The 21,307-nt window shown below is 48.7% G+C and carries 19 protein-coding genes; 5 read left to right on the top strand and 14 right to left on the bottom strand.

Annotated features, from left to right (window positions below; all coding sequences use genetic code 11):
- Positions 1 to 18: 18 nt before the first annotated feature.
- The 7 genes from fabD to M5E81_RS02970 all read right to left on the bottom strand — a co-directional run bounded on the left by fabD (position 19) and on the right by M5E81_RS02970 (position 5,964).
- Positions 19 to 960: an ACP S-malonyltransferase gene (gene fabD, locus M5E81_RS03000; protein WP_009146370.1), complete on the bottom strand. Its 942-nt coding sequence runs from the start codon at positions 958 to 960 to the stop codon at positions 19 to 21.
- A gap of 159 nt (positions 961 to 1,119) precedes the next feature.
- Entirely contained in the window at positions 1,120 to 2,109 is a 990-nt protein-coding gene (locus M5E81_RS02995; protein WP_249747838.1) for a beta-ketoacyl-ACP synthase III, read from the bottom strand.
- A gap of 4 nt (positions 2,110 to 2,113) precedes the next feature.
- Entirely contained in the window at positions 2,114 to 3,127 is a 1,014-nt protein-coding gene (plsX, locus tag M5E81_RS02990) for a phosphate acyltransferase PlsX (protein ID WP_009146368.1), read from the bottom strand.
- A complete protein-coding gene (gene fapR / locus M5E81_RS02985; RefSeq protein WP_210684007.1) occupies positions 3,124 to 3,711 on the bottom strand; it encodes a transcription factor FapR in 588 nt (195 codons plus the stop codon). Before fapR ends, plsX begins: the two co-directional genes overlap by 4 nt.
- 219 nt (positions 3,712 to 3,930) lie before the next feature.
- Positions 3,931 to 4,110, bottom strand: coding sequence for a 50S ribosomal protein L32 (gene rpmF, locus M5E81_RS02980; RefSeq protein ID WP_021720064.1), 180 nt, complete (start codon positions 4,108 to 4,110; stop codon positions 3,931 to 3,933).
- A gap of 35 nt (positions 4,111 to 4,145) precedes the next feature.
- Positions 4,146 to 4,649: a YceD family protein gene (locus M5E81_RS02975; protein ID WP_009146366.1), complete on the bottom strand. Its 504-nt coding sequence runs from the start codon at positions 4,647 to 4,649 to the stop codon at positions 4,146 to 4,148.
- A gap of 106 nt (positions 4,650 to 4,755) precedes the next feature.
- The gene (locus tag M5E81_RS02970) at positions 4,756 to 5,964 is read right to left on the bottom strand and encodes an acetate/propionate family kinase (protein WP_040565453.1); all 1,209 of its coding nucleotides are present in this window, start codon (positions 5,962 to 5,964) and stop codon (positions 4,756 to 4,758) included.
- A gap of 156 nt (positions 5,965 to 6,120) precedes the next feature.
- On the opposite strand from M5E81_RS02970, the gene M5E81_RS02965 reads away from it, so the two are divergent.
- On the top strand, positions 6,121 to 7,299 hold the full coding sequence (locus M5E81_RS02965) for a nucleotidyltransferase (RefSeq protein WP_009146364.1): 1,179 nt from the start codon (positions 6,121 to 6,123) through the stop codon (positions 7,297 to 7,299).
- A gap of 98 nt (positions 7,300 to 7,397) precedes the next feature.
- Here M5E81_RS02965 and M5E81_RS02960 read toward each other — a convergent pair whose 3' ends face one another.
- The 5 genes from M5E81_RS02960 to rsmD all read right to left on the bottom strand — a co-directional run bounded on the left by M5E81_RS02960 (position 7,398) and on the right by rsmD (position 12,288).
- A complete protein-coding gene (locus M5E81_RS02960) occupies positions 7,398 to 7,997 on the bottom strand; it encodes an ATP synthase subunit B family protein (protein ID WP_009146363.1) in 600 nt (199 codons plus the stop codon).
- Positions 7,998 to 8,017: 20 nt separating this feature from the next.
- Positions 8,018 to 8,509, bottom strand: coding sequence for a pantetheine-phosphate adenylyltransferase (gene coaD / locus M5E81_RS02955; RefSeq protein ID WP_040565452.1), 492 nt, complete (start codon positions 8,507 to 8,509; stop codon positions 8,018 to 8,020).
- A gap of 201 nt (positions 8,510 to 8,710) precedes the next feature.
- Positions 8,711 to 10,096, bottom strand: coding sequence for an IS4 family transposase (locus M5E81_RS02950; RefSeq protein WP_249747153.1), 1,386 nt, complete (start codon positions 10,094 to 10,096; stop codon positions 8,711 to 8,713).
- 116 nt (positions 10,097 to 10,212) lie between these two features.
- The gene (locus M5E81_RS02945) at positions 10,213 to 11,598 is read right to left on the bottom strand and encodes an IS4 family transposase (protein ID WP_249747014.1); all 1,386 of its coding nucleotides are present in this window, start codon (positions 11,596 to 11,598) and stop codon (positions 10,213 to 10,215) included.
- A gap of 117 nt (positions 11,599 to 11,715) precedes the next feature.
- Complete coding sequence (gene rsmD / locus M5E81_RS02940; RefSeq protein ID WP_249747837.1) at positions 11,716 to 12,288, bottom strand: 16S rRNA (guanine(966)-N(2))-methyltransferase RsmD; 573 nt, start codon at positions 12,286 to 12,288, stop codon at positions 11,716 to 11,718.
- Between the two features lie 230 nt (positions 12,289 to 12,518).
- Between rsmD and M5E81_RS02935 the strand changes: the two genes are divergently transcribed.
- The 3 genes from M5E81_RS02935 (at position 12,519) to M5E81_RS02925 (ending at position 15,576) form a co-directional block, all read left to right on the top strand.
- Positions 12,519 to 12,878 (top strand): hypothetical protein, encoded by a 360-nt coding sequence (locus M5E81_RS02935; RefSeq protein WP_009145279.1) that lies wholly within the window; start codon positions 12,519 to 12,521, stop codon positions 12,876 to 12,878.
- Positions 12,854 to 13,741 (top strand): IS3 family transposase, encoded by an 888-nt coding sequence (locus M5E81_RS02930; RefSeq protein WP_040565032.1) that lies wholly within the window; start codon positions 12,854 to 12,856, stop codon positions 13,739 to 13,741. The genes M5E81_RS02935 and M5E81_RS02930 overlap by 25 nt, the downstream gene beginning before the upstream one ends.
- Positions 13,742 to 13,917: 176 nt before the next feature.
- Positions 13,918 to 15,576: a DUF4127 family protein gene (locus M5E81_RS02925; protein WP_249747836.1), complete on the top strand. Its 1,659-nt coding sequence runs from the start codon at positions 13,918 to 13,920 to the stop codon at positions 15,574 to 15,576.
- A 218-nt stretch (positions 15,577 to 15,794) separates the two neighbouring features.
- Here the strand turns inward: M5E81_RS02925 and thrS are convergent, their stop codons facing one another.
- Positions 15,795 to 17,588: a threonine--tRNA ligase gene (gene thrS, locus M5E81_RS02920; protein WP_009146358.1), complete on the bottom strand. Its 1,794-nt coding sequence runs from the start codon at positions 17,586 to 17,588 to the stop codon at positions 15,795 to 15,797.
- Positions 17,589 to 18,083: 495 nt separating this feature from the next.
- Here thrS and M5E81_RS02915 point away from each other — a divergent pair, with 495 nt between their 5' ends.
- A complete protein-coding gene (locus M5E81_RS02915; RefSeq protein ID WP_040565446.1) occupies positions 18,084 to 19,658 on the top strand; it encodes a DUF4127 family protein in 1,575 nt (524 codons plus the stop codon).
- 179 nt (positions 19,659 to 19,837) lie between these two features.
- Here the strand turns inward: M5E81_RS02915 and M5E81_RS02910 are convergent, their stop codons facing one another.
- Positions 19,838 to 21,112, bottom strand: a complete 1,275-nt coding sequence (locus M5E81_RS02910; protein ID WP_249747835.1) for an SLC13 family permease — start codon at positions 21,110 to 21,112, stop codon at positions 19,838 to 19,840.
- Between the last annotated feature and the right edge of the window lie 195 nt (positions 21,113 to 21,307).

Genomic DNA, 21,307 nt, shown 5'->3' with positions numbered 1-21,307 from the left:
ACAGTTCAGCTTGGTGAATTATTTATTCAGCTCAGCTAAGGTTTTTTCCAGACTTGCAGCGTCTTCTACGTTCAGAGCCATCATACCTTTGGCAATCTTCTTGGTGAAGCCGGTCAGAACCTTGCCGGGGCCAACCTCAACAAAAATGTCTACGCCGCCTGCAACCATGTTGCGTACGCTGGTTTCCCAGAGAACAGGCATAGCAGCTTGTTTAACGAGCAGCTTTTTGATTTCTTCGCCGCTGGTAACTTCCTGAGCGGTTACGTTAGCAACAACAGGTACGGTGATATCTTTGATTTCAATCGGAGCCAGAACCTCAGCCAGACGGTCGGCAGCGGGCTGCATCAGAGTGCTGTGGAAAGGAGCACTTACAGGCAGCAGAACTGCGCGTTTTGCACCGGCAGCCTTCAGAGCTTCGATAGCTTTATTTACAGGATTAACTGCGCCTGCGATAACAACCTGACCGGGGCAGTTGAAGTTTACTGCTTGAACTGCTTCGCCGGATTCAGCTTCTACGCTGCGGCAGATTTCTACGATTTTGTCGCTGTCCAGACCCAGGATAGCAGCCATGCTGCCTTCGCCTACGGGAACAGCCTCTTGCATGAACTGGCCGCGTTTGTTAACAATGCGTACAGCGTCAGCAAATTTCAGAGCGCCGGTGTTTACCAGTGCGCTGTATTCGCCCAGGCTGTGGCCTGCAGCGATATCGCAGCTTACGCCATGCTCCTTCAGAACTGCTGCACAGGCAGTGCTGGCAGTCAGAATAGCAGGCTGGGTGTTAGCGGTCAGCTTCAGGTCTTCAGCAGGACCTTCGAAGCACATTTTGCTGATGGAATAGCCAAGAGCGTCATCAGCCTCTTCAAAAATCTGTTTTACAACAGGATATTCATCATAAAAAGCTTTGCACATGCCAACGGTCTGAGAACCTTGGCCGGGGAATACGAATGCGATTTTACTCATCGTGTAAATTACCTCTCTTTCGATAATAATTAACTTTCGATAATAATCAAATACTACCAAGACAAACGAGAAGGGTTTAGATACGAGTAATGGCGACGACGGCGTACTACTGCTACTCCTAGAAGCCATTACGAAGTAGATGGGCCCTTATCGTTTGGATTATTTACTCCATTTGAGAACAATAGCTGCCCAGGTCAAACCTGCACCAAAGCCGTCAAGAATAATGTTGTCGCCTTTTTTCAGAGCGCCGGCCTTTTGAGCCTCGCACAGAGCGATAGGAATAGATGCAGCAGAGGTATTAGCGTATTTGTCTACGTTTACCCAAACCTTATCCATCGGCATCTTCAGACGCTTAGCAGCGGAGGTGATGATGCGGTAGTTAGCCTGATGCGGGAACAGCATATCCAGCTCTTCCGGCTTCATATTCGCCTTAGCAAGAGCACGCTTTGCAGTCTTGCCCATAATCTGAATAGCGAATTTGAAAACCTCCTGACCGTTCATATGAATGGTGTGGTCTTTTGCAGCAACGGTTTCTTCGCTTGCCGGATTACGGCTGCCGCCTGCCGGTTGCAGCAGGAACTTGCCGCCGTTGCCGTCAGCACCCATATCAATGCCTAATACACCATAGCCTTCTTCAACCTCGCCAACTACAGCAGCACCGGCGCCATCACCGAAGAGAACGCAGGTGTTACGGTCGGTCCAGTTCATGATGCGGCTCAGAGTTTCCGCACCGATAATCAGAATCTTGTTATACAGACCGCTCTTAACCATCTGGCTTGCTACGGCCAAGCTGTAAACAAAACCGCTGCAGCCTGCAGCCAGGTCAAAGGCAGCTGCGTTTTTAGCACCCAGACGAGCCTGTACCAGGCACGCAGTAGACGGGAAAATATAGTCGGAGGAAGCAGTGCCTACAATAACGAGGTCCAGCTCTTCCGGAGCAACACCAGCGTCCTTCAGTGCTTCTACAGCAGCATTGTACGCCAGATCGGAGGTTGCTTCTTCCGGAGCAGCGATGTGACGCTGCTTGATGCCGGTGCGCTCAGTAATCCATTCGTCACTGGTCTCAACAATTTTCTCCATGTCTGTATTAGTGATAATCTTCTCAGGAACATAATGTCCTAAACCTAAAATACCAACAGCTCTTGTCATTTATCTAATTCCTCATTTCTTTTGATTCCGCAATCTTATCTTTGATGATACTTACAACATCCTGCTCGGCAAAGTCCATAGCTACATGAATAGCATTGGTAATTGCCTTGGCCTTGGAGCTGCCGTGGCAGATAATAAAAGGCGCGCGGATGCCTAACAGCAAAGCTCCGCCGTATTCGGCAGGATCAAGACGTTTCTTCAGCCCCTTCAGTGCAGGCTTGATTAACAGTCCGCCCAGCTTTGCCAGAATGCCGCCGTTCATAATCGCTTCCTTGATAAGCGTCATAATAGCCTTTGCCAGACCTTCACCGAACTTCAGCACGACATTGCCGACGAAGCCGTCACAGACAACTACGTCTACCGTGCCTTTGTTGATGTCACGACCTTCAACATTGCCGATAAAGTTTATCGTCCGAGTATCCTTTAAAAGAGGGTAGGTTGCCAGTGCTTGTTCATTACCCTTAGTTTCTTCTTCACCGATGTTCAAAAGTCCTACCTTCGGCTGAGAAATTTTTAAAATTTTTTCTGCGTACACCGTACCCATGATAGCACTCTGTACCATATGCTCAGGTTTGGCGTCTACCTTGGCGCCGCTGTCAAGCACTACAGTCGTACCCTTCAGGCTGGGAATCGGCGTTGCAATAGCAGGTCTTTCCACACCCCTGATGCGGCCTACGCAAAAAAGCGCTGAGGCAACGGCAGCACCGGTGCTGCCGGAGGAAACAAGGGCATCACATTCATTGTTTCTCAGCAATCCTGCCGCAACTACGATAGAAGCGTCCTTTTTGGACTTAACCGCAATTGCAGGATGCTCGTCCATCGCAATTACCTCGCTGGCATGATGAATAGTAATCTTCGGATTTTTATCCGCACCGTATTTTACCAGCAGCTCACGGATTATTTTTTCATCGCCAACCAAAACAGTTTCGCAGCCATACTCTTTAACAGCGTTGACTGCGCCTAAAACAAGCTCCTTGGGACCATAATCGGTACCCATAACATCTACGGCGATTTTCATGCTTCCTGCTCCCCCTCATGCTTAGTTCTGTTATCCAAAGAAACAATAATGAACTTAGCGCGAAAAACCTCTTCGTTATTGTTTTTCACGGAAACAAAAATATAATATTTATCCATGCGGCGGTGCGTAACCACTGCACGGGCTACAAGCACAGCTCCTGCATTGACAGGCAGCTTATACTTGACATTACCTACAGCAGTCAGTGCATATTCCGCATCTACAACTGCCAGAGCCAAAGTATTGGCCATGGCGAACATATAATAACCGCGTGCGATTCCGGTACGCTCAAGCACCATATCCGGTGTAATCTTCAGCGTTGAGATGCCGATTTTGTTCAGCTCCAGATCCAGCAGCTCGCCCACGATATCTTTTTTATCAATGGCACGCAGCTTGGTCTGAGCTTCCTCTGCCATAGTACGAGTTCTGGCACGCAGCTCAGGAATTCCCAGAGCAACACGATCCAGACGAATTGTCTGTACGCTGACATCCAGCATTTTTGCCAGTTGCTCATCAGTGCTGAAGGGATTATCCCTAAGCAGCTTCTTCAAGCTTCTGTGACGTATTAATTTTTTAGAAGAAGTCATTGCCTCACCTGCTTTTTAGTACCAGCTCATAATATCTGTTTTTATTATAAGAGCATCGCAGGTTTTTGGCAAGGGCTTTTTAGCAAAAAATTTGTGATATCCCTTACATTTCGCCAATTTCTTTAATTACATAATTAACTATCCGTGAAATCGGAGATTTTACCGTACCATGTAAAAAGCCTCCGGAAAAATTCCGAAGGCCTTATAAACAGCTTAAAATTATTCAGCTTTAGCAATGACTTGTTTGCCATTGTAGTAACCGCATTCAGGGCAAACGCGATGCGGCATTTTCATTTCATGACATTGCGGGCATTCAACCATGCCAGGAACGCTCAGTTTCCAGTTAGCACGACGTCTGTCACGACGGGCTTTGGACATTTTTCTCTTAGGTACTGCCATTTCTCAATACACCTCCTCAGTGCTATGAAGTGAATTTAATTTTTGATGAATTGCTTTAATGCCGCCAGCCTCGGATCTACAGTGGACCTGTCGCATCCGCAGTCACCATCATTAAGATCAGCGCCACAAACGGGACAAAGTCCCCGGCAGTCTGGCTTACACAGAGCCTGCATGGGCTCTGCAAGCAGCAGCCCTTCACGAAGCGGTTCCGTTATGTCAATAACGTCCGAATCGTAGACAAAAGCATCATTTTCAATATGTTCAGCACTTGCCGGATAAAACTTCTCGACAACTTCTGCCCTGGCTACACCTGTAAAATTCTTCAGGCAACGTCCGCAGGTACGTTGTACCTTAGCAGTCATTACAGCCTGCAGTAATAATACATCACCAGCATTGCTCATAGTGCCTTCCAAATTTACTGTACTGTCAATAACAAGCTCTTCAGGTGTTATTTCCAGTTCAGCAGGCGAAAGCTCATAAGCAAGAGTCTTTTCACCGACTAGTCTTTTCTTGATTTCTGCGACATTTATTTTAATCATATTTCACCAATCGTTACAATTATAGCGGTATTACCGCTCTTTGTCAAGTAAAAATGCTTTGTACGGATAAAAACTGTTATCAGTTACTATAACCTCATGCAAATGCCTACAGCTTAATGATTCTGCGGCAGATGTTATATGTATCGCGGGCAATAACCAGTTCCTCGTTTGTCGGGATAACAAAAATTTTTACACGCGCACGGCGTACGCTGATTTCGCGCTCTTTGCCGCGTACCTGGTTGAGGTCCGGATCAATGCGCGTACCGAGATATTCCAGACCGTTGCAGATTTTATCACGCATAAAGGGAGAGTTCTCGCCCAGGCCTGCGGTAAAGACAATAGCATCTACACCGCCCATTGCCGCTACATAACCTCCGATATATTTTTTTACCTTGTAGGCAAAAACATCGATTGCCAGCTGGCTGCGATCATCGCCGCGGTTAGCAGCGCTTTCCAGATCGCGGAAATCGCTGGACAGACCGCTGATACCGAGAATACCGCTACGGCGGTTCAGGTAATCATCAATCTGCTGCGCATTCATATTTTCCTTTTCCATCAGGAACGGAATAATTGCCGGGTCAATCTCGCCGCTGCGTGTGCCCATAATCAGGCCCTCAAGCGGTGTATAGCCCATGCTCGTATCAATAGATTTGCCGTATTTGATTGCCGCGATGCTGGCACCGTTGCCCAAATGGCAGCTGATGATACGCAAATCATTCATATGCTCCTGCATCAGCTCCGCAGCACGCAGAGCCACATATTTATGTGAAGTGCCGTGAAAACCATAACGACGTACACCGTATTTGACATACATTTCATAGGGCAGGCCGTAAAGGTATGCAACCTTCGGCATCGTCTGATGAAAGGCCGTATCAAAAACAGCTACCTGCGGTGTACCGCGCATAATTTCCATGCAGGCATTAATGCCGTACAGGTTAGGCGGATTATGCAGAGGTGCAATCTCACAGCAGGCCTCGATACCGCGCAATACGTCACTGGTAATCAGTACGCTGTCGGTAAAGCGCTCGCCGCCGTGCACAACACGGTGACCTACGGCATCAATCTCGGACATGTCTTTGATAACGCCGTATTCCTTGCTGGTCAGCGCCTTAATCGCCATACGGATACCAACCTTATGGTCGGGAATTTCCTCTTTTAAATCAATTGTATATTTGCCTGCCGGCGTATGCTTCAGTGTGGAACCTTCCATACCGATGCGTTCAATCAGGCCTTTGGCCATGACACGCTCGCCTTCCATGTTTATCAGCTGATATTTGATGGAGGAGCTGCCACAATTTACTACGAAAACAATCACAATAAGCCTCCCGGTCAACGCCAAAATTAAATCGAGTCTTAAATACCAATACACTATTAGTATACACTATTTGCGGCCAATTGAACAGAAATATTTTCTCAATTCCCAGCCTATGTTATAATATTCACAGAGATAAAATCATGCGAGGTAAAAAATATGCAGGCCACTGGCATTATTGCCGAATATAATCCCTTTCACAACGGTCATCTATATCATATACAGGAAACAAAGCGACTGACGCAGCAACCGCTAATCGTCGTCATGAGCGGAAGCTTTATGCAGCGCGGCGAGCCTGCCGTTTTAAGCAAATGGAAGCGCGCCTCCTGCGCAGTACAGGGCGGTGCCGATTTGGTGCTGGAGCTCCCCTGCGTCTTTACACTGCGCAGTGCCGAATTCTTTGCCAAGGGCGCTGTGCAGCTTTTAGCAGCCACAGGCTGCGTCAACACGCTTGCCTGCGGCACAGAACACCCGCAAAGTGATTTTGTGGCCGCAGCACGCCTTGCCTGCAGCGCTGAAGCGCAAGCAAGGCTGCGCGAGCTGCTGCAAAGCGGCTTAAGCTATGCGCAGGCCTGGGAAAAAATTTTAGGCGCGAATACAGCCTTCCGCACTCCCAATGACATTTTGGCCTTGGAATATACCAAGGCACTGTTGCAAACTGCCGCAGACATTCAACCGCTTTATCTGCAGCGCACGGACGAGGGCTATAACTCCACCGCTATCGGCAACAGTATAGCCAGCGCCAGCGCCATCCGCCGGGCAATGGCGGACGGTAACGAAAGCTGGCAGCAGGCTGTGCCGGACTATATGCACGCAGCTCTTGCGGCCGGAGGCTATGATGCACAGCTTTTGTGGCAGCTGCTGAAATATCGCCTGCGTCTGCTCACGCCACAGCAGCTAGCAGAGCGCTGCGAGGCCAGCGAAGGTATCGAAAACCTGCTCAGCAAGGCCGCTGACTGCACAAGCCTGCAGGCAGCGCTCGCTGCCTGCAGCAGCAAGCGCTACACTGCCAGCCGTATTCGCCGCCTGCTGCTGCAAATAATTTTAGACCGCCCGAAAGCAGTATGGCAGCAGCAAGTCCCGGCCTATCTGCGCGTGCTGGCCTTCAACAACACCGGCCGTCAGCTGCTGCACAAGATGAAAACAAACGCTCAATTGCCAATCATCAACAAGCTTGGTAAAAACGCACTGTACAACGACAACGCCGCTTACAGAACACAACTGTCAGCAGAAGTAACCGCTACCGACCTGTGGTCCCTGCTGCAGAAAGATGCAGCACTCAACCGCAGCGGCAATGACTTTTATCAGGCACCCGTCTATATCCGCAGCAAAATATAATATCAGCCTATACCGGCGAAATCTGCTGTAAGGCAACAAAAAAGCTGTAACGCAGGCGCGTTTGCATAACGCTCGTTGTTACAGCTTTTATATTGCTCTTATTCTTCCTCGGGAGCTTCCTGTACGGGAGCCTCCTCAGCAACTGCCGGAAGCTTAAGATTCTTCATCTCATTTTCTACGTTTACTTTATTTTCTTCCAGGCCTTTCAAAGCACTGGACAGATTACCGCTCAGATAAGCCAGCATATCCTCTGCATATTGCAGGGAATCCTGCTTTACCTGCAAAGCATAGTCATCGGCAGCAGTCTTAGTTTCCTCCTGATAGCGCAGCGCATTGGCTTTGATATCTTCTGCCGCAGCATTAGCCTGCTTAACAATTTCCTCCTGCTGTACCTTGGCATCAGCCTCAGCCTTGGCAACGCTGACAATGCGCTCAGCCTCATCCTTGGCCTGCTGCACTATACGGTCAGCATCGGCATAAGCCTTGTTGACAATATTCTTCTGCTCCTCCAATACCTGGTTAGCGCTTTTGATTTCGCGCGGAATTGCTTCCTTGAGATCGTCGATAATATTCAGCAGATCATTTTCATCAACCATAATCTTATCTACCAAAGGAACACGTCTTGCCTCGGATATCAAATTAAGAAATTGCTCAAAAAGTCCATCAAGTGCTACGTTAGTTTTGTTGCGTTCAATCATGATATCAACCCCTCTAAAATCTATTCAAACTTTTTGTAAACATGCTTGCGTACGCGTTCTTCAATACATTCAGGTACCAAATCCTTCAGCTGACCGCCAAAGGTTGCCAGCTCGCGCACACCGGAGGAGCTGACGAAGGAATATTTGGCATTGGTCATAATAAAAACTGTTTCCAGATCATTATCGATTTTTTTCAAAAGCAACGCTCTTTGGAATTCATATTCGAAATCGGTAAAAGCACGCAAGCCTCTGACGATAAAAGGAGCCTCTTCCTTTTTGCAGAATTCGTTCAGCAATCCGGAAAAACAGGTTACTCTTACATTAGGAATATGCTTGGTTGCTTCCTTAAGCATTTCCACACGCTCTTCCATGGAAAACATGGCCTTATCCTTACCGGGATTATGAAAAACACTGATAATCAGCTCATCAAACATCGCACTTGCTCTTTCAAAAATATCAATATGACCCTTGGTAACAGGATCAAAGCTTCCTGGACAAACTGCTCTGCGCATAGCCAGACCTCCTAATCTATCCTTAATCAAAAAAATGACCAAAGAAATTCCCATATTATATCTTGTCTTTTATTCGACATAAAAGCCGAGAATCCTTTTTATTCTCCAAAATACTATATATTATAACATACTCAAACTTCGCACACGGAAAACATCCCGTATGCCTTGATAAATCAGCTTGAACTGAATGTCGAAAGCCATTCACGCACACTTCTGTGCACGCAGACGACTCATCCAAAGAGCGGGCAGATCGTTCAGGAATCGTTCCAAGAGCGATTCGACCAGCAAGACTTCTGACGGATATTCTGCCCGAAGCTGCTCCGCAAACTCCTGCAACACGAGGCGAAGCGCTTCCATGTACTTCAAGTCCGGAAGCTCATCAAGCCCCAGATAGAAGAGCTCGCCGAGGCTTCGCCCATCCGTGTTCTCACGTTCCTCGACAGCCAGGAGCATATATCGTGTGCAGACGACGGCGACATGCGCCGTCATCGCATCGTAGGAGACGGAACGACAATCCTTGCCGAGCCGCAGGTAGGACTTGCACGCTTTGAAGAACACCTCGATGCCCCAGCGCTTCCCGTAGAGCTGGATGACTTCTTCCTCCGAAAGCGAGAGGTCTGTCGTGACGAGGACGAGATAATCCTTCCGCTTGTTGCGGTTCCGCACGAAGACCAATCGCACAGGCACGAGGGATTCTCCCTGTTTCGTCGCGACAGCATCGACGGACAGGAGGTAACGCGAGCGTCCGCGGCGTTTCTTGTGTTCCTTGTAGATGGCCTTGACGTTCGAGATCTTCCCTTCGCAGAGGTAGCGCACCTTCTTGCTCTTCTTTGCCATAGCGGTGACGTCATAGCCGAGGTCATGGATGGCTTTCAGCGACGACGGCGAGCAGAACCATGTGTCGAAGAGGACGTACTGCGCGGGGATTCCTGTCGCCTTGACCTCCTGCAACAAATTGAGGACGACGGCTGGCGCTTCCATCTGCGCGAGCTTGCGCTGCTTTCCGCCGTTGCTCCTGGCATCGACGGACGCGTCGGCCTCGTTGAGACGATTCTTTCCCTTCGATGTCGAAAGGAGGCAGAACGTGAGCGGCAGGAAGGTGTTCCCATCCGTCCAGCCAAGGACGAGCAGGCGGAAGCCCTTCGTATAACGGTGGCTCACATGGTCGTAGACGTTCGCCAAGAGTTCCACGCGCTTGGAGCGCGAGCGGCTGAAGAGCGAATCGTCGACGATGATAGCGCAACGACGTCCGGCGTCTGTCAACGGTTTGATGGTTTCGTTGATGATCCGCGCCGCAAGGAGCAGCGTGAACCTGCGCCAGTTCGTGTGACAGGAGTTCAAGAAGCGGTAGGCCGTGTCCTTGCCAAACGGCAGGGATTCCTCGTGAAGCCGGCGTTGCATGTAAAGCGAGCGGTTCTCGAAGATGATGCTGACGAGCACAAGGAACACCAGAATAGCGGAAAAGCCCTTGAGTTTGCATGCGTTGGCAGACCGCAAAATCTGGCCGATGCGATATTGGTGGAAGAACAGCGAAGTTTTCTTCGAAATGGATTCCATCTGATGGGTGGTTTGTGGTATAATTTGCATAGCATGAACCTCCGCTTTAGTATGTTTTGTTTCACATCTTAATTACTCAAACTTCGCACACGGAAAACATCCCGTATGCCTTGATAAATCAGCTTGAACTGAATGTCGAAAGCCATTCACGCACACTTCTGTGCACGCAGACGACTCATCCAAAGAGCGGGCAGATCGTTCAGGAATCGTTCCAAGAGCGATTCGACCAGCAAGACTTCTGACGGATATTCTGCCCGAAGCTGCTCCGCAAACTCCTGCAACACGAGGCGAAGCGCTTCCATGTACTTCAAGTCCGGAAGCTCATCAAGCCCCAGATAGAAGAGCTCGCCGAGGCTTCGCCCATCCGTGTTCTCACGTTCCTCGACAGCCAGGAGCATATATCGTGTGCAGACGACGGCGACATGCGCCGTCATCGCATCGTAGGAGACGGAACGACAATCCTTGCCGAGCCGCAGGTAGGACTTGCACGCTTTGAAGAACACCTCGATGCCCCAGCGCTTCCCGTAGAGCTGGATGACTTCTTCCTCCGAAAGCGAGAGGTCTGTCGTGACGAGGACGAGATAATCCTTCCGCTTGTTGCGGTTCCGCACGAAGACCAATCGCACAGGCACGAGGGATTCTCCCTGTTTCGTCGCGACAGCATCGACGGACAGGAGGTAACGCGAGCGTCCGCGGCGTTTCTTGTGTTCCTTGTAGATGGCCTTGACGTTCGAGATCTTCCCTTCGCAGGGGTAGCGCACCTTCTTGCTCTTCTTTGCCATAGCGGTGACGTCATAGCCGAGGTCATGGATGGCTTTCAGCGACGACGGCGAGCAGAACCATGTGTCGAAGAGGACGTACTGCGCGGGGATTCCTGTCGCCTTGACCTCCTGCAACAAATTGAGGACGACGGCTGGCGCTTCCATCTGCGCGAGCTTGCGCTGCTTTCCGCCGTTGCTTCTTGCATCGACGGATGCGCTGGCCTCATTGAGCCGGTTCTTTTCCTTCGAGGTTGAAAGAAGGCAGAACGTGAGTGGCAGGAACGTGTTCCCGTCCGTCCAGCCGAGGACGAGCAGGCGGAAGCCCTTCGTATAGCGGCGGCTCACATGGTCGTAGACGTTCGCCAAGAGTTCCACGCGCTTGGAACGCGAGCGGCTGAAGAGCGAATCGTCGACGACGATGGCACAACGCCGGCCGGCATCCGTCAGCGGCTTGATGGTTTCGTTGATGATCCGCGCCGCAAGAAGCAGCGTGAACTTGCGCCAGTTCGTGTGGCAGGAGTTCAAGAAGCGGTAAGCCGTGTCCTTGCCGAACGGCAGCGAATCCTCGTGAAGTCGGCGCTGCATATAGAGCGAGCGGTTCTCGAAGATGATGCTTACGAGCACGAGGAAAACGAGAATGGAGGAAAATCCTTTGAGCTTGCAAGCGTTGGCCGCGCGCAGAATCTGGCCGACATGATAACGACGGAAGAACGCCGAAGTTTTCTTCGAGATGGATTCCATCTGCTGGGTGGTTTGTGATATACTTTTCATAGCATGAGCCTCCGGTGCTTGGTATGTTTTTGAGCCAACATAATTATACCAAACTGGCAAGACTCATGCTATTTTTCTGTTTACAAAGCCTGGACTTTCAAGGGGTGCAGGGGATTTTTACCTGCGAAGTTTGAGTAACATATTATAACAAATAAAATCCACTATTGTCTCACCGTAACGGCTGCTGCGTACCAGCTCGCAGCCTGCCGGCAGCTCCGGCAGTGCGTTATGTGCGCTGCGCTCCACAACCAGATAGCCTCCCGGGCGCAAAAACGACTTTTTGCCCAGAAGCGCAATTATCTGCTCAATCCAGCCCTTATTGTACGGCGGGTCGCAAAAAGCAAAGTCAAACAGCTCCCCTGCTGCCGCCAGTCTTTCCGCAACTGCCGGAGCGCTTCCCTGCAGCACCCTGCAGTCAGCCTCAGCACGGCACTTGACAATATTGCTGCGCACCAGTCGCAGCGATTCCTTGCTCGCGTCAATAAATGTAACAGCTGCAGCACCACGGCTCCAGCTTTCCAGCCCCAGGTTACCTGTACCCGCAAAAAGGTCCAGCACCTCAGCGCCGATAATCTTACTGCCTATAATATTAAAAACGGATTCCTTAACCCTGTCCGCAGTCGGCCGTACATCGTATGTTTTCGGTACAGTCAGCTGCAGGCCGCGGGCCTTGCCGGTAATTATTCTCATATACTGCTCCTCTGTGTTATAATTGGGGTAAGATGGCATTTCGCCCCCTTTCGCCTCACTTCGTTCGGCACCTTCCCCGTAGGGGAAGGCAAGCAGTCAGCTTTCGCATGAAGTGGTAAACTTATTTTAGACACAGAGGGGGTATTTTTTGTACAGATAATATATAATGGAATACACCAATATATATATCACTGAACAAGGAATACTTCAGTCTAAACAGGAGGTTTACCATGAAATACACTAAACAAGAAAAATTAGACATTGGTCGACGAATATATGACAGTGAGATTACTCGCTATCAAGCTGCAGAGTTATATAAAATTTGCGAAGGTACAGCACGCACTTATATGCGTATGTACAGAGATGCAAATAACCTGCCTGCAAAAAATTGTAAACAACAAAAATGTAATATAATACGTCCCGATTCCCCAGCACTTTCTGCAAATACGGATGACTTTCAATCCATGACCAAGGAAGAATTAATTCGTGAATTGCTTAAAGCAAGAATTGCAGAAGCCAGATTAAAAAAAGGCTATGCGGTGAAAGGGGATGGTACAGTAATTCTATACGGCAAGAAGAATACCAAGTAGTATTAGAGCTTTCCGGAGAATTTCCAGTAAAACTTATATGCGAAACCATGAATATCCAGCGCAGTAGTTTCTATGCTTGGAAAAAGAAGCTTGCGCATCCTTCTACAAGAATGAAGAGCCTGCTTAGCAATATTTTACTTTTTAAAGAGTACCATGCTAAGTTTCCTTCTCATGGGTATCGTTGGCTTAACGCTAAGATTCGTTTGGATACTGGTCTTGTACTTTCAGATGCATATGCACATAAGTGCTGTAAAATCACTGGCATTAAGAGTCAAGCCAAGCATTATAAATACAAAAAGCCAGGAGATTCATACCGTGTTTTTCCTAATCTGCTTATGACAGAAATACAGATTGACGGACCACTGCAATGTATTGTAAGCGATATGACTGCTTTTTATGTAAAAGGGATCTATTATGAGCTAACATTGTATATGGATCTTTGGAATAATGAAATTGTAAGCCATTCTCTATCTTCCAAACGTGGTGACCGTATGACATATATTAGCGGTCTGGAGGATTTAATTGCTTTAAAGAAGCAGTATCCGGAATATGAAATGATCTTGCATTCAGACCAAGGATCTGTTTACACATCTAAGGCATTTAACGACTTGTTGCCAATGTATAGCATTACTCATTCCATGTCTCGTGCCGGAACACCTACCGACAATGCAGCAATGGAAGCGATTAATGGTTGGATAAAGGCAGAAATGTTTACCGATTTTCATGTAACAGGCGAAAGGCCTGTTGTAGATGAAGTAAAAGAATATATTCACTTCTTTAATGAACAGCGTCCAGCTTATTCGTTAAACTATCTGACGCCAACTCAATATCGCAAGTTGCATTACGAACGGATATCTGACTAACAGATAATTTTTTGTTGTATATTTTTTTATGATTTGTGTCTAAAATTTGTTGACTAGTGCATCGCAATCACTTTCTCGCCTGCCCCACCGGGGAAGGTGTCAGCGAATGTAATGAGCTGACGGAAGGGGAAATTAATCTTAAATATTCTCTACATTTTCTTTCAAAGGACACCCTTATGCGCAATTCAAGCAAAATAATCTTCATGATTTGCTCCATACTGCTGATATCAGGCATCTGCTTACGCCTTGCGCTGCCTTCAAGCACTCCGCTCAGGCTGCCGCAGCCGACGCCAACGCAAAGCATTTTGCTGCTGCCGCTGGACAGCCGCCCCGTCTGCAGCACCATGGTGCAAAAGCTGGGCGCACTTGCAGGCCTAAATGTAATTTTACCGCCAAAAGCCTGTCTTGACAACTACCGGACGCCGTCTGACAGACAAAAACTTTTACAATGGCTGCAGATAAACCAGTCAAAATACGATTACAGCATCATTTCTGCCGATAATCTGCTGCACGGCGGTCTGCTGGCCGCCCGCATGAACACCGCCACCCCGACAGAGGAGGATGCGCTGCTAAAGCATCTGCAGCAGCTTTCTCCGGCGAAGCAACAGGCAATCTTCTCCGTTATTCCACGTCTGCTCGTCAGCGACCAGCTTTTGCCGGACCGTTGGTATCAATATCAGCTGATGCGCTATTCCCAGCTTGCCGACATGGTGCGCATCACCGGCAGCTTCGCCCTCACGCAGGAGCTGCGCCGCACAGAAGCTAAAATTCCCGCCAAGGTTCTGGACAAATATCGCAGCCGTTATCAGCAGAGCGACCGCTTTAACCTGGGCCTGCTTCAGCTTGCCACGGACGACAGACAAATAACCTTCGGACAGGACGATGCTTCACCCATCGGACTGCCGCACGCCAGTGCCGTCAAGATTCAAAGCAGCATCGCTGCCCAAAAACTGCAGCAGCAGGCACAGCTCACCTACGGTGCTGATGAAATAGCCTCCCTGCTGCTCACGCGCTACTATCTGCAGCAAAGCAGCTGGCAGCCCAAGGTTTACCTGCATTATACTTCTCCCAAAGCAGAAGGTGCGGATATGCCCTATATGGCTGTCTGCGTCGGTGCAGCGCTGCGCAACCAGTTGAAGCTCATGGGAGCTTCAGAAGCAAGCACGCCGGATAGTGCAGACCTCATCTGCTATGTTAACTGCGGTAACGACGATTTCCGTCCGTCTGCCAAGCAGGCACAAGAGCTGCAGCAAATGCTGGACAAGGGCTATAAGGTTGCACTCATCGACAGCAGCGCCAACTTTGAAGCAGAAGAGCTGATGCTGCCGCAGCTTTTGGCAAATAATGTGCAAATCAATAAGCTCGCCGCCTACGCCGCCTGGAACACCTTCAGCAATTCGTCAGGCACAGCTTTGGCACAGGGACTGCTTTTCTGCGGCCGCCTGCGTCAGCTGCAGACAGCAGGCGCGGACACCGAGCGGCTGACAGCACTCTATGCTGCCAACCTGAACTTTACGGCAGAACGTATCCTCGAAGATTATTATTACCAAAAGCTGGTGCATCCCAAACTGCGACAAAAATTGGAAGCCTTTGGTATAAATCCCGTAGAGCTGGCCAGCGAAGATAAAACGAAAACAGATCAATATATCCAGGGAAAGCTCAGCCTGCAGGCATATAAGCTGCTGCACGATAATTTGGGACGCACACCCTTCTACCAACAAAACGGCCATAGCTATTATCTGCGCGACCTCAGCGTCGGTACCAAGCTCCCTTGGGCCAGAATATTTGAAGTAGAACTGCAGGTATGGACAGATACGGGTGTCAAAACAGAATAAAATACAGTACAAGCGCATTTTCTCTATATACGCTTAAATAAAACAAGCCTCTGATATAACTTCGTATAATAGTATATCGGAGGCTTGTTTAAATGTTCAAGACCAATCTCACAAGATTTACAATGCTAAAGTCCCAAATACCCTGAGAATTAAAAAACGAAGACTGCTCTTTTAACAGAACAGCCTTCGCTCTTTTATCTCAGCAGAAGCCGAAAATATTATTTTTTAGCCTTAGAATCAACTACATCCTTCAGGATTGCTTCAAATGCTTCGAAGCTCATAGCGCCCATATCGCCTTCGGTACGGTTACGCGGAGAAACGGTATTGTTTTCCATATCGCGATCGCCGACAACCAGCATGTACGGGATTTTTTCCAGCTGACCTTCACGGATCTTCTTGCCGATTTTTTCATTGCGTGCATCAACAGTTGCACGATAGCCGTTAGCCTCCAGCTTATGAGCCAGCTCATAGCAGTAGTCAACAGCACGATCGGTTACCGGCAGGAAACGAACCTGCTCCGGAGCCATCCAGGTCGGCAGTGCGCCTGCATAGGTTTCGATGAGGTATGCCAGAGTACGCTCGTAGCAGCCCAGGGAAGTACGGTGAATGATATACGGCAGCTTCTTCTCGCCATTCTCATCAACGTAGTACATACCAAATTTTTCTGCCAGCAGCATATCAATCTGAATAGTAACGATGGTATCTTCTTTGCCGAATACATTGTGGAACTGAATATCCAGCTTCGGACCGTAGAAAGCAGCCTCGTCAAAGCCAACCTCATAGTTAACACCAAGGTCATCAAGGATTTTCTTCATAGCAGCCTGTGCATGATCCCATTGCTCAGCGGTACCTTCATATTTGTTGTTCGGGTTTGCAGGATTCCATTGGCTGAAGCGGAAGGTGCATTTATCCAGCATGCCGACAGTTTCCAGGCAGTATTTAGCCAGATCCAGGCAACCCTTAAATTCTTCTTCCAGTTGGTCAGGACGAAGAATCAGATGCCCTTCGGAAATAGTGAACTGACGCACACGAATCAGACCGTGCATTTCGCCGCTGTCCTCGTTACGGAACAGAGTAGAGGTTTCGCCCAAGCGCATCGGCAGCTCACGATAGGAACGCTGACGGTTCAGGAAAACCTGATATTGGAACGGGCAGGTCATAGGACGCAGAGCGAAGCATTCTTTAGTTTCGTCATGCGGGTCGCCCAAGATGAACATGCCGTCAAGATAATGATCCCAGTGACCGGAAATGCGGTACAGGTCGCGTTTTGCCATCAGTGGAGTCTTGGTCAGCAGATAGCCGCGTTTTTGTTCCACATCCTCAACCCAACGTTGCAGCAGTTGGATTACACGTGCACCTTTCGGCAGCAGGATAGGCAGACCTTGGCCGATATAATCAACAGTAGTGAAGTATTCCAGATCACGGCCCAGTTTGTTATGGTCACGCTTCAAAGCCTCTGCCTGCTGTTCCAGATATGCATCCAGCTCTTCCTTCTTCGGGAAAGCAATACCATAGATACGTTGCAGCATCTTGCGGTTAGAATCGCCACGCCAGTAAGCGCCGGTAGCGGAGGTCAGTTTAATAGCGTTGCCTTTAATACGGCCGGTGGAATCAAGATGCGGGCCTGCACAAAGGTCAGTGAAGTCGCCTTGTTTGTAGAAGCTGATAACAGCATCCTCAGGCAGGTCGTTAATCAGTTCAACTTTATAAGGTTCTTCTTTTTCTTCCATGAATTTTACAGCCTCTGCACGCGGCAGCTCAAAGCGCTCTAATTTCAGCTTTTCTTTGCAGATTTTACGCATTTCGCCTTCCAGTGCAGCAAGATCCTCCGGAGTGAACGGAGCCGGAGTATCGAAATCATAATAGAAACCGTTGTCAATGCTCGGACCAATGGCCAGCTTAACATCCGGATGAAGTCTCTTCATAGCCTGCGCCAGCACATGGGAGCAGGTATGCCAATAGGTTTGGCGGTATTCCTTGTTTTCAAAGCTAAATTTGTTTTCCTCAGACATTTTTGTTTCCTCCTAACATAATGTATCGTAAACAGTGCAGTCCGGGCAAAAAAATAAACCCCGGTCCCACACCAAAGGGACGGAGTTATCCGCGGTTCCACCCTCATTGACATATGTAGTAACATATGCCCACTCGGTACCGTTAACGCCGGTAATACGGACTGGCATACTTGCTTGCGCGTTCCGCAGTCAGTTTGAAGGCGGTGCGCCCTTCGTTTCCTTCCTGCTGCTCTCAGCCACGGCAGCATTTTCTGTAGAACCATCCACGACGGCAATTCCTTCGCATTACTGTTACTATTTTCATTTACCAGTTTATTATAGCACACCGGCAATGCTTGTCAAGCTTCCACTGGAAAAAACTTTTATTTCATAGTATAATAAGAAAATAAATTCTTCTACTTGTAAACATGCCAAATAACGAGTCCTTTGTGCATGTATATTAACCTTTATAAAACGTATATATCCAGAACTGTTAATAATCAAGGAGGCGTACGCATGGCAAAATTCACATTTCGGCGCCATAAGCTGGCAGCAGCCATATGCACAGCTGCTTTACTGATGCCGGTTTCCGTCCAGGCCAAACGCCTGACTATTCTCTATGTACCATTAGACAACAGACCTGTCTGCTCCGCCTATGTAAAGCAGACAATGGAGGCAGCAAACTGTAAAATTATTCTGCCGCCTGAAAAATATATTGCCACTAACGAAAAAAACGGTAATCCCGAAGCTATCTGGGACTGGCTGGAGCACAAGGCTCCCAAGGCCGATGCCGCAGTTATCAGCACAGACAGCCTTGTTTACGGCGGCCTTGTCGGCTCGCGCACACACAACGTAAGCCAAGAGGAGCTGCAAAAGCGCGTTAATCATCTTTACAAGCTGAAAACTACCCTGCCGATAAAGCTTTATGCTTTTTCGACGATTATGCGCACACCGCGTGCCAGCAAAGGACGTGTAGAACCGCCATACTACAGCACCATAGGCCCAAGTATCTTTGCCTACAGCCAGCTGCTTGACAAACAGGACCAGGGTAAGCTGTCGCCTGCAGAAAAGCTGACTATGCAGGCACTGGAACGCAACATGAAAAAAGCTGAATTGGGCGACTGGTTGGAGCGACGTGAAAAAAATTTGCTTGTTAACCAGGAGCTTACACGCATGGCCCGCAACGGCAAATTTCATTATTTTGCCATCGGCAAGGATGACAATGCTACTCTTTCCGCTACGCACATGGAAGGACGCAAAATCAGCCTCAGCACCTTTGATATGAGCAGGGACTGCTTTCAGATTTTGGACGGAGTTGATCAGCTCGGACTGCTTTTAATCGCCCGTGCCTACAACGAGGCCAACGGCACCAAACCTTCCGTCTATCCCCTGTACAGCGTAGGAGCCGGAGCCTCCACCCTGCCCCAGTACAGCGATGCTCGCTTGCAGGACAGCGTACCGCAGCAGATTATCGCTGCCGGTGCAGTACAGGCACAATCTGCGGACAACGCTGACCTTATTTTGGCACTCAATACGCCGCAGGACGGTATCGTCAAGGATTCCACAGCAGACGACAATCAGCCCTTCGCATCTGCCGGCAACAAAAATTTTGTTGGAATCCTGGGGCAGCTGCTCCGTTCCGGGCGCAATGTTTCCCTGGCCGATATCAGCTATTCCAACGGTGCTGACAACGGCTTTATGAGCCTGCTGGCCAACAGCATCAACCTGCAGCCGTTAGCAGCCTACAATGGCTGGAATACAGCTGACAACGCCGTAGGCTATGCCATCGCCCAAGGGCTTATCGCACGCGATATGAGCAGCGAAGCACGCAGCAGATTGCTGCGCCAACGCCTTATCGACGATTGGTTTTACCAGAGCAATGCCCGCCGCAGCATTTCCAACGAGCTAGAAAAGCATAACCGTGAGGATTTGAAATATGATCTTGCTACAGAAGAAAAAAACATCCTGCAGCAGATTACTGCCGACTGCCAAAGCATGGCCAACAGCTATTCTATAACAAGAGGCACTAAATTCACCCTCTCCTTCCCTTGGAAGCGTTTATTCGAGGTAGACGTAGAAATCAAGAAATAAAAAACAAAGCGCAGAGAAGCTGATTTTTTAACAGCAAACCTCTGTGCTTTTTTATGTGTATCAGCCCCATATATCGAAACTTAAATTTTTTAGGCAAACAAAAATCCCCGTCACTTTCGCGACGGGGATTGATTTGCATTTGTGACGAAGCACATGGTGCTTTATTCGTCAGACTGTAATTATTTGCCGGGGAAGAACGGCCAAACCATCGGAATAACAACCAGAGATACTACGAAAGCTACCAGAACCAGACCGGTACCAGCTTTTACATAGTCCATGAATTTGTATCCGCCAGGGCCAAGTACCAGGGTGTTCGGAGGAGTACCTACCGGAGTTGCGAATGCGCAGGATGCTGCAACAGCGATAGCCATCAGAACTGCCTTCGGGTCAGCGCCTAATTGTTTGGAGATTGCAATACCGATCGGGCACAGCAGAGCTGCGGATGCGGTGTTGGACATGAACTGAGTCAGGCCGCAGGACAGGATGAACAGAACTGCGGTTACAACCAACGGAGAAGGAGAGCCGCCCATCAGGCTAACGGTCCATTCAGCGATGAGTTTGCCAGCGCCAGTTTTATCCATAGCGGTGGATACAGGCATCATACCTGCGAACAGGAAGATGGTTACCCAGTCGATAGAAGCATAAGCTTGTTTTTCAGTCAAGCAACCGGTCAGTACGCAAACCAGAGCGCCGATGATAGCAGCCATCTCAAGGGTTACGCCTTTGATACCCAGTGCCATTACGATAACAACTGCCAGCAGGATAATACCGGAGATGACCATTTTCTTGGAATCGGTGCTGTTAGCTTCGATTTCCTGTTCGATCTCCTGATCAGCATCAAGCTCAACCTTCGGGAGCAGATGTTTGCCGATGAACATCATGTACAGCATACCGGCAATAGATACAGGAATACCGATCCATGCGAATTCGAAGAAGCCGAATGCAGGGAGACCGGCAGCGGTCATTGCACCAGTTGCAATGATGTTAGGCGGTGTACCAACCATGGTGATGATACCGCCCCAACCGCAGGCAAATGCCAAAGGCATTAACTGACGGGAAGCAGGAATCTTAGCTGCAGAACAGATACCTAATGCTACAGGCAACAGGCAAGCTGCAGTACCGGTGTTGGAAAGCACGGAAGAAAGTACGGTGCCAACAACCATCAGACCAAACATCAGGCTGTTTTCACCAGTGCCGCACAGATGAACTACTTTGTTACCGATAGCCTGAGCTAAACCGGTGTAGAACATTGCTGCACCAACAACGAACATGCCGGCGAACAGGACAACGGTGGAGTTAGACAAGCCGCTAAATACTTGTTTAGCAGGAATCAGGCCTAACAGGCCGCACGCAATAGCGCCAGCGGTTGCAGTAATTGCCAAAGGAATGAGTTCGGTTACGAAGAATAACGCAACTACTGCCAAGAGGATTAAACACTTAATTGCAGGGGACATTTTAAGTTCCTCCTTTGTAAAAAAATTTTATATACAATGTCATCTGGACATTATATAACTTTAATTATAGCTTTGTGAAAGTACATGTCAAAGCAATCTTTTTTACTTTATTAAGTATTGTTATTTGCTTTGTTGAATTTATAATAACAGCATTTTTTCTGCGCTTCTGTTGCGCAAGCAACACATTTTTTAGCA

Source organism: Phascolarctobacterium succinatutens, from assembly GCF_023497905.1.
Classification (GTDB): domain Bacteria; phylum Bacillota; class Negativicutes; order Acidaminococcales; family Acidaminococcaceae; genus Phascolarctobacterium_A; species Phascolarctobacterium_A succinatutens.
Note: the sequence above shows the minus strand (reverse complement) of the source record. Positions and strands in the feature narration are given on the sequence as shown.